Origin of the sequence: Streptomyces inhibens, from assembly GCF_003389455.1 — a bacterium.
GTDB lineage: Bacteria > Actinomycetota > Actinomycetes > Streptomycetales > Streptomycetaceae > Streptomyces > Streptomyces inhibens.
This window is the reverse complement of record NZ_QUAC01000164.1, coordinates 1-14083: the sequence shown is the minus strand read 5'-3', so window position 1 is coordinate 14083 and position 14083 is coordinate 1. Positions and strand designations below refer to the sequence as shown.

The 14083-nt window shown below is 69.8% G+C and carries 11 protein-coding genes and 3 pseudogenes; 4 read left to right on the top strand and 10 right to left on the bottom strand.

The window, feature by feature from the left end; all coding sequences use genetic code 11:
- The 5 genes and pseudogenes from DY245_RS21030 to DY245_RS21010 all read right to left on the bottom strand — a co-directional run.
- Positions 1-595: pseudogene (locus tag DY245_RS21030) on the bottom strand (SpoIIE family protein phosphatase); the annotation flags it as partial.
- Between the two features lie 90 nt (positions 596-685).
- A complete protein-coding gene (locus tag DY245_RS21025) occupies positions 686-1369 on the bottom strand; it encodes a class I SAM-dependent DNA methyltransferase (RefSeq protein ID WP_128508795.1) in 684 nt (227 codons plus the stop codon).
- A 211-nt stretch (positions 1370-1580) separates the two neighbouring features.
- Positions 1581-2324 (bottom strand): cytidylyl-2-hydroxypropylphosphonate hydrolase, encoded by a 744-nt coding sequence (fomD, locus tag DY245_RS21020; RefSeq protein WP_425329419.1) that lies wholly within the window; start codon positions 2322-2324, stop codon positions 1581-1583.
- 133 nt (positions 2325-2457) lie between these two features.
- Positions 2458-3885 (bottom strand): class II fumarate hydratase, encoded by a 1428-nt coding sequence (locus tag DY245_RS21015; RefSeq protein ID WP_128508794.1) that lies wholly within the window; start codon positions 3883-3885, stop codon positions 2458-2460.
- 139 nt (positions 3886-4024) lie between these two features.
- Positions 4025-4348, bottom strand: coding sequence for a hypothetical protein (locus DY245_RS21010; RefSeq protein ID WP_128508793.1), 324 nt, complete (start codon positions 4346-4348; stop codon positions 4025-4027).
- A gap of 399 nt (positions 4349-4747) precedes the next feature.
- Here DY245_RS21010 and DY245_RS21005 point away from each other — a divergent pair, with 399 nt between their 5' ends.
- Positions 4748-6160 (top strand): glycoside hydrolase family 27 protein, encoded by a 1413-nt coding sequence (locus DY245_RS21005; RefSeq protein ID WP_128508792.1) that lies wholly within the window; start codon positions 4748-4750, stop codon positions 6158-6160.
- Positions 6161-6338: 178 nt separating this feature from the next.
- Here DY245_RS21005 and DY245_RS21000 read toward each other — a convergent pair whose 3' ends face one another.
- Positions 6339-8012, bottom strand: a complete 1674-nt coding sequence (locus tag DY245_RS21000; protein WP_128508791.1) for a fumarate hydratase — start codon at positions 8010-8012, stop codon at positions 6339-6341.
- A 167-nt stretch (positions 8013-8179) separates the two neighbouring features.
- Here DY245_RS21000 and DY245_RS20995 point away from each other — a divergent pair.
- Positions 8180-8890: pseudogene (locus tag DY245_RS20995) on the top strand (DUF1707 SHOCT-like domain-containing protein); the annotation flags it as partial.
- 324 nt (positions 8891-9214) lie between these two features.
- Positions 9215-9574 carry a WhiB family transcriptional regulator gene (locus DY245_RS20990; protein WP_128508790.1) on the top strand — a complete coding sequence of 120 codons (360 nt, stop codon included), beginning with the start codon at positions 9215-9217 and terminating at the stop codon, positions 9572-9574.
- A 109-nt stretch (positions 9575-9683) separates the two neighbouring features.
- Here the strand turns inward: DY245_RS20990 and glpX are convergent, their stop codons facing one another.
- Entirely contained in the window at positions 9684-10715 is a 1032-nt protein-coding gene (gene glpX, locus DY245_RS20985; protein ID WP_128508789.1) for a class II fructose-bisphosphatase, read from the bottom strand.
- A 204-nt stretch (positions 10716-10919) separates the two neighbouring features.
- Here glpX and DY245_RS20980 point away from each other — a divergent pair.
- Positions 10920-11443 (top strand): annotated as a pseudogene (locus tag DY245_RS20980) (DUF4245 domain-containing protein); the annotation flags it as partial.
- A 148-nt stretch (positions 11444-11591) separates the two neighbouring features.
- On the opposite strand, the gene DY245_RS20975 reads toward DY245_RS20980, so the two are convergent.
- The 3 genes from DY245_RS20975 to xseA all read right to left on the bottom strand — a co-directional run bounded on the left by DY245_RS20975 (position 11592) and on the right by xseA (position 13955).
- Positions 11592-12185 (bottom strand): malonic semialdehyde reductase, encoded by a 594-nt coding sequence (locus DY245_RS20975; RefSeq protein WP_128508787.1) that lies wholly within the window; start codon positions 12183-12185, stop codon positions 11592-11594.
- A 190-nt stretch (positions 12186-12375) separates the two neighbouring features.
- Positions 12376-12690 (bottom strand): exodeoxyribonuclease VII small subunit, encoded by a 315-nt coding sequence (locus DY245_RS20970; RefSeq protein WP_128508786.1) that lies wholly within the window; start codon positions 12688-12690, stop codon positions 12376-12378.
- Between the two features lie 29 nt (positions 12691-12719).
- Positions 12720-13955 (bottom strand): exodeoxyribonuclease VII large subunit, encoded by a 1236-nt coding sequence (gene xseA / locus DY245_RS20965; RefSeq protein WP_181923788.1) that lies wholly within the window; start codon positions 13953-13955, stop codon positions 12720-12722.
- Positions 13956-14083 lie beyond the last annotated feature (128 nt).

The following is a 14083-nucleotide window of genomic DNA, read 5'->3' as shown; positions in this document are numbered from 1 at the left end:
GCGGCTCCTCGCCCGGCTCGGGCGCCTCGACGCGACCCACCGCGCCCTGCGCCACCCGCCGACCGGCTCGCGCCGTCTCCCGCTCCGCATCCGGCGCGCCGCCGGGCCGCCCGCTCGCGGGCATGGCCACCTCCCCGTAAGAGTCGCCGTACGCCTCACCGCACGGGATCGGCGCATCGTCCCGCGCGCCGGCATGACCGGAACGACCGGCGAAATGATCGTCGTCATGACCGGCGGCGCGTGGCGCGGCAGGCCCGCTGGAGTGACCGGCGGCAGTGCCCTCCGCCTCCGCCGCCGGGTCCCGCCGCGCCGCGCCATGGTCCGCGACCGGCTCGTCATCGGCGTGCCCGGCATGCGGACCCGCCGAGGCTATGACGGCGGCACCGGCCAGACCGATGTCGTCACCGCCGCGCACCGCGAAGCCGCTGCCGGGAACCGGGGCGAACCCGGTCACGGCAGGCTGCTGCAGAGCGCTGCGCGGGTCGGGCACCGCGCCGAGCGGCGCCGTCCCGGCCGGTCCCCGAGCAGGGGACGCCGAGGGCGCGGCGGTCGAGGCCGACCGCCGCGATTCGTGGGAGGTGGGGTGCTCCGTCACGCGTGGGATTCCATCCGTCCGGGGCTGCGCGCCCGACGCTCCGCGTTCCGAGCGCGCCGCCCTGTGCGGGCGCGCCCAACGCGCTGCGTCTCAGGCGCGTCGCAGGTGCAGAAAGAGCTGGATCTCGGGTGGTACGTCCGTACTCGCCGGGGCGTATGCGTACGCATCCTCCCCGACGACGTCGAAACCCGCGTCGTGCACGACCCGGCGCAGGTCGTCCCGCAGGTAACCCGATACCCGGATCGAGTTGCCCAGGAACGGAATCGTGAAGTCGTCCACATCCGCCTCGACCATCGACAGGGCCAGCAGCCCCTCCGGTCGTAGCAGATCATGCAGCATGCCCAGTGCGTAAGGGATTTCCGCACGGGGCAGCATCAGAAGGGAGAAATAAGCGACGATACCGTCGAAAGAGCCGGGGCCGCCGAGTCGGCCGCCGCGCAGATCGGCGATGTCCAGCCGGTGGAATTCGGCGCCCGGGGCGTTGTCCCGGGCCAGTTTGACCATCGAGGGGGCGAGATCGATTCCTACGACGCGGTGCCCGGCGTCCGACAACTGACGGGCGGTCGGCAGCCCCGTGCCGCAGCCGAGGTCCAGGATCCGCGAGCCGTCCGGCAGCGCGTCGGCCAGCCAGGCGCCCGAAGCGATCTGGCCCTCCTTGTGCGGAAAGGCCTCGTTGTACCGGTCTCCGATCGCGTCGAACGCCTCGGCCTGACCGGCCCGGTCCAGCGCTAACCGGTTCAGACCCTCGTATCCGTCGTAGCTAGTCGCACTCACGACCTCGCCCCTCCTGCGACCGCGGTCAAGTTCGTTTTCCAGTTCTGGAGTTGCGCCTGTGCAGTCTTGCGGAGGACGATCCTACGTTTGAAGACCCGGGGCGCAGCAAGGGGGCTCGGCCCCGCTCCTCGCCCGGCGAGAAACAGCTTCGCCCATAGGCGCACCTTTCCACGGTTCGCCCCCTTCACTCACGTTGTTTCACTTCACTCCCTCACGACCGCAAACAATCCGGTGCACGGTCCCAGTTCTCCGGCAGCCGGGGAACCTCCCAGGCGGGATCGGGCCGCCAGTCCTCCCAGCCGTCCGCGAACGGCCCGCCCCACGCCGCGATCTGTGCGACCGCGGCCCGGCCGGCGGATCTGACCTCGGCGGCCCGCGCCGCCGTCATCAGCCCGTCCCGCTGCGCCTGCGCGAACTCGTCCTCGTCCCGCCACTCCCAGTGCCGGTCCGGATAGACACAGATGTCGAGGAAATGGTCCTCGGAGTCGATGCCGCCCGTCCAACGGCGGCGCGGCTCCTCCAGGTTGACGTACCAGTTCTTGAACTGCCAGCCACGCTCCCAGAACAGCCACACCGACCACGGGTCGCCGGGCCGGGCCAGCTTCAGCACCCCGGTGCCGAACCAGCGGTCGTGGGCGGTCCGGCGGGGCTTGGTGTAGCGGGTGGACAGCGGCTCACGGTGCACCGGCGTACCGTCCGCGAGCACCGGCTTGATGCAGGTGGTGCCGGGCGCCATCCACACCGCGAGCAGCTCCTCGGTGTCCTGGACAACGGTCATCGGCCGACAGATGTGGAACTGCCGGGCATCGGCGTTGTCGCGATAGCGCCACAGGATATGGTCCCCCGGCGCCCAGTGCTCCGCTGCCGCCGCACCGTCCGCCGCCCGCCTCGCCCCGGCCGTCCCGCGTCCGCCGGCCGTCTCGCCTTCCGTCGTGTCCACCATGTCCGCTGTCATGCGCAGATCTTAGAGCCGCGGCATTACGCCCGCCGTGACATGAGCCGCACCGGGCGTTACGGGCGCGGTAACGCGCGCCCCCTGCGCCGTTACGGACGAGTACGGCGGGTGCGTGCGCCTCATGGGATGCCCGCTACGGATGCGTCATCCGCAGCACATCCAGCGCCTCGTCCAACTGCTCCTCACTCAGCAGCCCCCGTTCGACATAGCCGCCCTCGATGACCACCTGACGAATGGTCTTCCGCTCGGCCAGCGACTTCTTCGCGACCTTCGCCGCCTCCTCGTACCCGATGTACTTGTTGAGCGGCGTGACGACGGAGGGGGACGACTCCGCGTATTCCCGGGCCCGTTCCACATTCGCCGTGATCCCGTCGACCGTACGATCCGCCAGCAGCCGCGCGGAATTGCCGAGCAGACGAATGGACTCAAGAACATTCCGCGCGATGACCGGAAGCATCACATTCAGCTCGAAATTGCCGGCCGCCCCCGCCGCCGCCACCGCCGCGTCATTCCCGGTGACCTGCGCCGCGACCATCAGCACCGCCTCAGGAATCACCGGATTGACCTTCCCCGGCATGATCGACGACCCTGGCTGCAGATCCGGCAGCGCAATCTCCGCGAGCCCGGTCCGCGGCCCGGAGGCCATCCACCGCAGATCATTGGAAATCTTGGTGAGCCCCACGGCAATGGTGCGCAGCTGACCGCTGGTCTCGACGATCCCGTCCCGCGCCCCCTGCGCCTCGAAGTGATTTCGCGCCTCGGCCAGCGGCAGCCCCGTCGCCCGCGCCACCTCGGCAATCACCGCGGCCGAGAACCCGGGCGGAGTGTTGATCCCCGTCCCCACCGCCGTGCCGCCCAGCGGCAGTTCCGCCAGCCGCGGCAACGAGCTGTGCAGCCGCTCGACGCCGTACCGCACCTGCGCGGCATAGCCGCCGAACTCCTGCCCCAGCGTCACCGGCGTCGCATCCATCAAATGCGTCCGCCCCGACTTCACGACCCCCGCGAATTCCTCCGCCTTGCGCTCCAATGCCTCCGCCAGATGCTCCAGCGCCGGGATGAGAGCGTTGAGGACCGCGGACGTGGCCGCGATATGAATCGAGGACGGAAAGACGTCATTGGACGACTGGCTGGCATTCACGTGATCGTTCGGATGCACCTCGCGGCCCAGCCGCTCGCTCGCCAGCGTCGCGATGACCTCGTTGGTGTTCATGTTCGACGACGTGCCGGACCCGGTCTGGAACACATCGATGGGAAAGTGCTCGTCCCACCGCCCCGCCGCCACCTCGGCGGCCGCCTCCTGGATCGCCCCCGCGATGTCCTTGTCCAGCACCCCGAGCTCGGCATTCACCACCGCCGCCGCGGCCTTGATGCGGGCCAGCGCCTCGATGTGCGCCCGCTCCAGCCGCTGCCCGGAGATCGGAAAATTCTCCACCGCACGCTGCGTCTGCGCCCGCCACTTGGCGTGCGCGGGCACCCGCACCTCGCCCATCGAGTCGTGCTCGGTCCTGAAGCCGCCAAAGTCGCCGTCGCCGGATCCGCTGAAGTCGCCGTTTTCGCTCATACCTCTCTCAGTACCCGCGGCCGCCGATCTGTTCCCGGATACGGAAGCCCGCTCACCCAACGGCGCACGCACGTACGAGGGCCCGGCTCCGAAGAGCCAGGCCCTCGTACGTCACCGCAGAGACGTCACCGCAGCGACATCACCGCGTGCACTGCTTCGCGTACTGCACCTGGTACGCATCGGCGGCCTCGAACTCGGCCTTCGCCGCCGCCTTGTACTGGGCGATCCTGTCCCGGTTCGGGTGAGCCTTGCCGGCTTCCTGCTTGGCGAGCGCCCGGTACCTGTAGCCCGCGTCCGCGTGGTGCCTGATGACCTTCCGGATGTCGTCGCACTTGGCGCTGCTCGCCGCGGCACCAACCGGAGCGGCACTGGCCGGCGCGACCCCGGCGAAGGCGATACCGGCAACCGCCACGGCCGTGACGGCAACTGCCAGTGAACGGCTCATTTTGCGCATGATTCGCATCCCCCTGTGGTCATGAAATGAGTGAGGTGACACAGGTCCGGTGTCACTCGAACAGTTTAGTGATCATGGTGGTTGCGGGTCGCCGGCGCCCGCGACCGGTACCGGCCATCACGGCCATCCTGACCGGCCGCCGCAGGCAGCACAGACGTTGAGATCCGTTTCATCTTGTTGGAACTGACTGGATCAACAAGGTGAATTGCTACTGGCATTGACTGTTTATGTTGCTTTTGGTTCGCTTGCCCGCGCACCGCGTCAGACATCGGATCAGAGCTGAGGTCTGCAGCGGAGCGGTCCTCCGGGCCGCGCTGCTCCCGCCGATCGAACGCACCCGGGTCCCCGGCTCGCCGGCCGGAATCCACCCGGACCCCCCACTCCCCCCACTCCCTACCGGAGGCCTCCATGCGTGTGCTCTCCCGTCTGCTGTCCGCCGTATCCCTCACGCTCCCCCTGCTCGGCGTCCCCCTGCTCACCGCAGGCCCCGCCCAGGCGATGGACAACCACCTGGCCCTCACCCCACCCATGGGCTGGAACAGCTGGAACACCTTCGGCTGCAACGCAACCGAGCAAATCGTCAAGGACACCGCCGACTTCATGGCATCCAGCGGCATGCGCGACGCCGGCTACCAGTACCTCACCATCGACGACTGCTGGATGGAACGGTCCCGCGACTCCGAAGGCCGCCTCGTCCCCGATGCGGCCAAGTACCCCCACGGCCTGGCCGAACTCGCCGCATACGTACATGGCAAGGGCCTGAAGTTCGGCGTCTACGAGAGCCCGACCTACCACACGTGTCAGGGCTTCCCCGGAAGTCTTGGTTATGAGCAGAAGGACGCCGATACCTTCGCCTCGTGGGGCGTGGACTTCCTCAAGTACGACAACTGCACGGCCAGCGACCCCTCCCAACGGCCCGGCGACGAAAAGCTGCCGCTGGAAACCCGGGACAGCACCATGCGCGACGCCCTTGAGAGGACCGGCCGTCCGATCGTCTTCAGCCTCTCGCTCCAGCCCGCGGCCCAGGGTGAGTCCCCCTGGGAGTGGGGCAAGAGCGTGGCCAACATGTGGCGCATCGACGGGGACCGGGACGCCTCCTTCGACGGCCTCAGACGACTCATCCACACCGACTTGGACAAGGCGAAGTGGGCCGGTCCCGGCGGATGGAACGACATCGACATGCTGGGGACCGGAAACTACGCTTTTGCGTCGGGTTCCAACGACCCCAACAAGCGCCTGACGTATGACCAGGAGAAGTCCGAGCTCTCGGTCGCCGCGGTGCTCGCGGCCCCGCTGATCTCGGGTGCCGACCTGCGTACCCCCGCGGCCGCCGGCGGTTCCGGCTTCCCCATCAGCGACCAGGACCTGAGCGTCTACCTCAACAAGGACGTCATCGCGGTCAATCAGGACAGCCGCGGCGAACAGGGCACGGCGGTCACCACCGAGAACGGCCTGAACGTGCTGCGTCGCCCCCTGGCCAACGGCGACGTCGCCGTGGCCCTGTTCAACGAAACGTCCTCACAGGCCGTCATCTCCACCACCGCGGCGGCCGCCGGCCTCCCGGCGAGCAGCGCCGGCTACAACCTCAACGACCTGTGGGCGCACACCAGCCACGTCAGCACCGACGGCACCATCAGCGCCACCGTTCCGGCCGGCGGCACCGTGCTCTACCGGGTGAGCCCGCGGCCCCCCGCCACGGGCCCGGCGCATGAGCTCGTCTCCATGTCGTCCGGTCGCTGCCCGGACGCCGGGAACAATCAGACCTTCCCCGGTGCCAGGATCGAGATGTGGTCCTGCAACGTCGGCGCCAACCAGAGCTAGGCCGGCTGCGAGCGAATCCCCCGCGCCCTTCTGGGTACGGGGGATTTTCTCTTTTCCTGCATTCCTGCATTCCTGCACTACGACAACTCCGCGTGGGCGGACTCCCTATGGGGCCGGAAGCGGTACAACGGCAAGAGCCCCCGGCGGGGATGCCAGGGGCTCTGTGGGGCGCAGGCGGTCAGTTGGCCTGGCGCACCGGAATGCTGGTGAACGTCGGGGCCGGGGCCGGGTCCTGGAAGAAGTCGTTGCCCTTGTCGTCGACGACGACGAAGGCGGGGAAGTCCTCGACCTCGATCTTCCAGACGGCTTCCATGCCGAGCTCCTCGTACTCCAGGACCTCGACCTTCTTGATGCAGTCCTGGGCGAGGCGGGCGGCCGGGCCGCCGATGGAGCCGAGGTAGAAGCCGCCGTGTGCGTGGCAGGCGTCGGTGACCTGCTGGGAGCGGTTGCCCTTGGCCAGCATGATCTTGGAGCCGCCGGCCGCCTGGAACTGCTCGACGTAGGCGTCCATCCGGCCGGCCGTGGTCGGGCCGAAGGAGCCGGAGGCGTAGCCCTCGGGGGTCTTGGCCGGGCCGGCGTAGTAGACCGGGTGGTTCTTCAGGTACTCCGGCATCTCCTCGCCGGCGTCCAGGCGTTCCTTGATCTTCGCGTGGGCGATGTCGCGGGCGACGACCAGCGTGCCGGTGAGGGAGAGGCGGGTCTTGACCGGGTGCCTGGTCAGCTCGGCGAGGACGTCGTCCATGGGGCGGTTGAGGTCGATGGCGACCGCGTCGAGGTCGGGGCCCGCGCCCTCGGTCAGCTGCTCGTCGGTGGTGTCCGGGAGGAAGCGGGCCGGGTCGGTCTCCAGCTGCTCCAGGAAGACGCCCTCGGCGGTGATCTTCGCGACGGCCTGGCGGTCCGCGGAGCAGGAGACCGCGATGGCGACCGGGCAGGACGCGCCGTGGCGGGGGAGGCGGACGACGCGGACGTCGTGGCAGAAGTACTTGCCGCCGAACTGGGCGCCGATGCCGATCTTCTGGGTCAGCTCGAAGACCTTGTCCTCCAGCTCCTTGTCGCGGAAGCCGTGGCCGGTCGGCGAGCCCTCGGCGGGCAGCTCGTCCAGGTAGTGCGCGGAGGCGTACTTGGCGGTCTTGAGGGCGTACTCGGCCGACGTGCCGCCGACGACGATCGCCAGGTGGTACGGCGGGCAGGCGGCCGTACCCAGCGAGCGGATCTTCTGCTCCAGGAACTTCATCATGGAGGCCTCGTTGAGGACCGCCTTGGTCTCCTGGAAGAGGAAGGACTTGTTGGCGCTGCCGCCGCCCTTGGCCATGAAGAGGAACTTGTAGGCGCCGCCGTCGGTCGCGTACAGCTCGATCTGGGCCGGGAGGTTGGAGCCGGTGTTCTTCTCGTCCCACATCGTCAGCGGGGCCATCTGCGAGTAGCGCAGATTCAGCTGGGTGTAGGCGTCGTAGATACCGCGGGAGAGGGCTTCCTCGTCGCCGCCCTCGGTGAGGACGTTCTGACCGCGCTTGCCCATCACGATCGCGGTGCCGGTGTCCTGGCACATGGGCAGCACGCCGGCCGCCGCGATGTTGGCGTTCTTGAGGAGGTCGAGGGCCACGAAGCGGTCGTTGGCGCTGGCCTCGGGGTCGTCCAGGATCTTGCGGAGCTGGGCGAGGTGGGTCGGGCGCAGATAGTGCGAAATGTCGTGCATCGCCTCGGCGGCCAGCTTGCGCAGTGCCTCCGGCTCGACCTTGAGGAACGTACGGCCGTCGGCCTCGAAGGTGCTCACGCCCTCCGAGGTGACCAGGCGGTATGGCGTGTTGTCCTCACCTACGGGGAGAAGGTCGGTGTAGGCGAATTCCGGCATCGAAGGTCATTCCTTACTCGGAGGGGTCCGGCTGGCATCTACGGCAGCGCCTGAACAGCGTAGAACCCTGGTGCGCGGGCGCCGCTGTGAGGTAGGGCTCAGTTGCTGCGCGACCCGGCCTCGCGTATCCCTGGTCGCGATCTATCGCGTTTCGATACGCTGGGGCCGTGGATGCAGACAACGGGGGACGACCGGGCCCCGAAACCGGACCGCTTCAGAAGCAGGACCAGCGACCGGACCGGCAGTCGGTGAATCTGACCAAGCCTGTGGCCGAGGCGGACCTCCGCGCGTCCGACGCGGACCGCGACCGGGTCGCCGAGATCCTCCGCGAGGCGCTGGCGGAGGGCCGGCTGGACCCCGAGGAGCACGCCGAGCGGATCGACACGGTCTACCGCGCCAAGACCATGGGCGAGCTGGAGCCCGTCGTCCGGGACCTGCCCGCGGCGGGTGGCAGCCGTCCGCAGCCCGGCCCGGGGGCGTATGCGTACGGGCCCGGCAGCCCGGTCCCGGACCAGAACCTCGTCGCGATCTTCAGCGCCTCCGTCCGTAAGGGCCGCTGGCAGGCCCCGTCGCGGATCAACGCGGTCGCGATCTTCGGCAGTGTGGAGATCGATCTGACCGAGGCGGTCTTCCCGCAGCAGCAGATCCAGATCAATGTCACGGCCATCTTCGGCAGCGTGGAGATCCGGGTCCCGGAGAACATCACGCTGCGCAGCAGCGGCTCCGGCGTGCTGGGTGCCTTCGAGGTCGAGACGAACGACGCGGAGGACGCCAACGCCCCGCTGGTGATGGTCAACGGCTATGCCGTACTGGGCAGCGTGGAGGCCAAGCCCAAGCGCGGCGCCTGGATCCGCGATCTGCGCAGCCGGCTGCGCGAGGGGCGCCGGGAGCTGCGCCAGCAGCTGCGGGAGGATCACCGCGAGCGGCATCAGCACATGCGACAGGAGCAGTGGGAGTGGCATGAGCGGCTGCGGGAGGATCACCGCGAGCGCCGGGACCGCTTCCGTAAGGGCGCCGACGGCTGAGGCTGCCGTTCTCGTTCTTTTCTCGTTGTCGCACGATCGCCACGGTGTGCATAAGCGTGCGCACAGCGGGTAGGGCTGGTGCATCGTCTCTCGTACGGCTGCGGGGTGCGAAAAGGCCGTGCGCAGCGAGACGGGCAAGGGTGATTCTCTCGCCGAAGCCGTCGTCAGGAGTAGACCGTGCTGCTACCGCATCAGCCCCTGCAGGATGCCGCTGTTGTTCCGTCCCAGCGCCTGCCTGCGCGCGACGAGGCGGGTCCCTGGCATTCGGAGGCGGTGTGCCGCCGGGACGAAGCCGGGCTGTTCTTCGCCCCGTCCAAGGAACCGACCGCCGCGCGGCTTGCCAGGGAAGAAGCCGCGAAGCGGGTCTGTGCCCGCTGTCCCGTGATGGTCGAGTGCCGCGAGCATGCGCTGCTCCAGCCGGAGCCGTACGGCGTCTGGGGCGGTCTGACCGCGGCCGAGCGACGGGTCGTGCTGACCCGCCGGCGGCGGCGGGAGACCGAGCTCCAGCGTGCGGCCCATATGCCCGCGGCAGGCTGACCGCCGCACCAGCGGCTTCGGCCGGCACGCCGGGCCGCAGGGCGCATGGGCCACTTCGCCCCCGCCGGAGAATCTCCGACGGGGGCGAAGTGTGTGGTCAGGGCGCCGCTCAGCTGGGGCGCTCGAAGTCCACCGAGCTGTACGCACGCAGCTTGGACAGCCGGTGCTGGGAGTCGATCTGGCGGATGGTGCCGGACTTGGAACGCATCACCAGGGACTGGGTGTAGGCGTTCTCGGCGCGGTAGCGCACCCCGCGCAGCAGCTCGCCGTCGGTGATGCCGGTGGCGACGAAGAAGACGTTGTCGCCGCGGACCAGGTCGTCGATCTCCAGGACCTTGTCCAGGTCGTGCCCGGCGTCCAGCGCGCGCTGCCGCTCCTCGTCGTCCTTGGGCCACAGCTTGCCCTGGAAGGCGCCGCCCAGGCACTTCAGCGCACAGGCCGCGATGATGCCCTCGGGCGTACCGCCGATGCCCAGCAGCAGGTCCACGCCGGTGCCCTCGCGGGCCGCCATGATCGCGCCCGCGACATCGCCGTCGGAGATGAACTTGATCCGGGCGCCGGCCTCCCGGACCTCCTTGACCAGGCCGTCGTGGCGGGGCCGGTCCAGGATGACCACGGTGACGTCCTCGACCGCGGACTTCTTCGCCTTGGCGATCCGCTTGATGTTCACGGCCACCGGTGCCGTGATGTCGACGAAGTCGGCGGCTTCGGGGCCCGTGGCGAGCTTGTCCATGTAGAAGACCGCGGACGGGTCGAACATCGAGCCGCGCTCGGCGACCGCCATCACGGAGACGGCGTTCGCCATGCCCTTGGCGGTCAGCGTCGTACCGTCCACCGGGTCCACGGCCACGTCGCACTCCGGGCCGGTGCCGTCGCCCACGCGCTCGCCGTTGTAGAGCATCGGGGCGTTGTCCTTCTCGCCCTCCCCGATGACCACGACGCCGTTCATCGAGACGGTGTGGATCAGCGCGCGCATGGCCTTGACCGCTGCGCCGTCCGCGCCGTTCTTGTCACCTCGTCCCACCCAGCGGCCCGACGCCATGGCACCGGCCTCGGTGACCCGGACGAGTTCCAGGGCGAGGTTGCGGTCCGGGGCCTCGGGGCTGACCTCGAGTTGGGACGGGAGATGATGCTCGGTCATCGAGCGCACCTTTCTGTACGGCGACGGCCGCGAAGGATGAGGGTGGTACGACTGTATCTCCAGGCCGCCAAAATGAGCAGAGGGCCCCACGCATGAGCGGCCGCCGGGGCGTCGGAGGCCACGCGGTCGGCGCAGGTGACGGCCGTCACCGGGGGGCCTGTCGGGGGCGCCGCGGGGATGGGGGACCATAGGGGCGTGGCAGGTATGCGAGGCAGGCAAACGGTGCGGGACATGGTCCTGTCGCTGGCAGTGATCGGCGTCCTTGTAGGCGCGATCTATTTCTTCATCCCGCACGATGACGGCGCGGACGCGGAGCAGAACGCGGTCAAGGCGGTCGACTACCGCGTCGAGCTCATCACCGCCCGGCGGGCGGCGCCGTACCCGGTCGCCGCGCCCCAGGGGCTGCCCAAGACCTGGCGTGCCACCTCGGTCTCGTACAAGGCGAGCGACGACGGCAAGGGCGGCGCCTGGCATCTGGGCATGCTCGACCCGGAGCAGGAGTACGCGGCCATCGAGCAGAGCGACGCGCCGGCGCAGAAGTTCATCCGGGAGGTCACGCTCGGCGCGTCCAAGGTCAAGGGCAAGCAGGCCGTCGGCAGCAAGAAGTGGGACCGCTACAAGGGCGACAGGTACAAGGCGCTGGTGCGCCAGGAGTCCGGCGTGACCACGGTCATCACCGGCACCGCGCCGTACGGACGGCTTGCGGACCTGGCCGCCGCGTTGGTGGCNACGGTCATCACCGGCACCGCGCCGTACGGACGGCTTGCGGACCTGGCCGCCGCGTTGGTGGCGAAGAAGGGCTGAGGGCCCACGGAGAACACGGAGGCCGCCGCACCCAGGAGGGTGCGGCGGCCTCGTCGTGTGCGGCGTGTCCGCTCAGATGCTGGCGACGGCCTCGTCGAAGTCCAGCCGCGGCGAGCGCGGGGAGAAGGCGTCGGCGCCGGGCTTGCCGATGTTGACGACCAGGAACGACTTCTGCTTGCCGTCGCCGAAGAACTCCTTGTCGACACCGGTGAAGTCGAAGCCGGTCATCGGGCCGGCGGCCAGGCCGGCGGCGCGGACACCGACGATGAAGTAACCGGCCTGGAGGGTGGCGTTCTGGGTGCCGGCGACCTCGCGGACGGCGGCCTCGGAGAAGAACGAATCCTTGATGCCCGGGGCGTGCGGGAAGAGCTGCGGCAGCTTCTCGTGGAAGTCCAGGTCCACGGAGAGGATCGCGGTCAGCGGCGCGCTCAGGGTCTTCGGGCCGTTGGCGCCCATGGCGTGGTCGACCAGACGCTGACGGGCCTCCTCGGAACGGACCAGGGTTATCCGCAGCGGCGACTGGTTGAAGGCGGTCGGGCCGAACTTCACCAGGTCGTAGATGGCCTGGATCTGCTCGTCCGTCACCGGCTCGTCCGTGAACGTGTTGGCGGTCTGGGCCTCACGGAACAGGAGGTCTTGAGCGGCGGTGTCAAGGGCGAGAGACATAAAGGCACCTCGGTGGGTCGGCGTGGGTTGAGGTTCTACGGGAAACCACTGTAATCCGGATAGATTAAGTTTCAACTAAAACGAGGTGGTTGTGAGCCGGTTCACATGAGGTGACAGTCGCCTTCCGCGATCCGGAAGGGGTGTGTACGGCGGAGCGCCGCGCCCGCTGCCGGGCCCGCTCCGCTCCCGACTACGCGCGCTCCGCCCCCGCGTCCGCCCCGCCCGACGACTCCGCCAGCGCCGCGTCCAGCCGGGCCCGCGCGCCGTCCAGCCAGCGACGGCAGACCTTCGCCAGCGCCTCGCCGCGCTCCCACAGCGCCAGCGACTCCTCCAGCGTCGTGCCGCCCGCCTCCAGGCTGCGGACGACCTCGATCAGCTCGTCCCGCGCCTGCTCATAGCCGAGCGTGGAGTCCACCGACGCCACCGCGTCCGCCCGGGGTTCCGCACCGGCCGCTGCGCCCTGCTGCTCCGCGTCCGCCGCGCCGTCCGTCTTCGCCTTTGCCATGTTTCCCACCCTAAGAGTCCGTCTTCGTCCTATGCGGGGGGTGTGACCGCGCCCGGGGCGCCGTCCACCCGCACCGTGAATTCGCCCTCGGCCACCCGGGCCCGCAACGCCTCGTCCGCGCCGACCTCGCGCGGTGAGCGCACCGCCGTGCCGTCCGGCTTCTGCAGCACCGCGTAGCCGCGCTCCAGCGTCGCCTTGGGGGAGAGCGCGACCACCCGGGCCAGGGTGTGCGTCAGCTCCGAGTCGGCGCGGTCCAGCAGATGGCCCAGCGTCCGCCGGCCGCGCTCCAGCAGCGCCGTGACCTGCTCCTCGCGGTCCTCGACCATCCGCTGCGGCCGCTGTATGCACGGCCGTTGCAGCGCCGCGGCGAGCCCTCGCTCCTCGCGCTGGAGGAAGCCGTCGATCGCGCGCAGCGCCCGGTCCCGCAGCTGCTGGACCCGGGCCAGCTCCTCGCCCACGTCCGGCACCACCTTCTTCGCCGCGTCCGTCGGCGTCGAGGCGCGCAGATCGGCGACCAGATCCAGCAGCGGGGTGTCCGGCTCATGTCCGATCGCCGAGACGACCGGTGTCGCCGCCGCGCCCACCGCCCGTACGAGCTGTTCGTCGGAGAACGGCAGCAGATCCTCCACGCTGCCGCCACCGCGCGCCACGATGATCACGTCCACCTCGGGCAGCGCGTCCAGCTCCTGGACCGCCGCGATCACCTGCGGCACCGCATGCACCCCCTGCACCGGCACATTGCGCACCTCGAAGCGGACGGCCGGCCAGCGGTGCCGGGCGTTCTCCAGGACGTCCCGCTCGGCGGCGCTCGCCCGGCCGCAGACCAGGCCGATCAGCTGCGGCAGGAACGGCAGCGGCTTCTTGCGGTCCGCCGCGAACAGCCCCTCCGCCGCCAGTGACTTCTTCAACTGCTCCAGCCGGGCGAGGAGTTCACCGACCCCGACCGGTTTGATCTCGGCGGCCCGCAGCGACAGCTGGCCGCGCGGGGCGTACCACTCCGGTTTGGCGTGCACCACCACCCGGGCGCCCTCGCTGACCACGTCGGCGACCTTGTCGAAGACCTGGCGGTAGCACGTCACGCTCACCGAGATGTCGTACGACGGGTCCCGCAGCGTCAGAAAGACCACGCCCGCGCCGGGCCGCCGGGAGAGCTGGGTGATCTGCCCCTCGACCCACACCGCGCCGAGCCGGTCGATCCACCCGCCGATGAGCCGGGACACCTCGCCGACCGGGATCGGCGTTTCCGGGGACGTAGAGACAGCCATACGAGCGAGAGTAACGGCGGGCACTGACAGTGGCGGCGGTCACGCGGTACGTGGCCGGGCGTGGGGCACCCGGGCGGGCCGCCCCCTACGGCCCCGCGGCCGCCCCACCCGCGGCCCCGCGGCCGCCC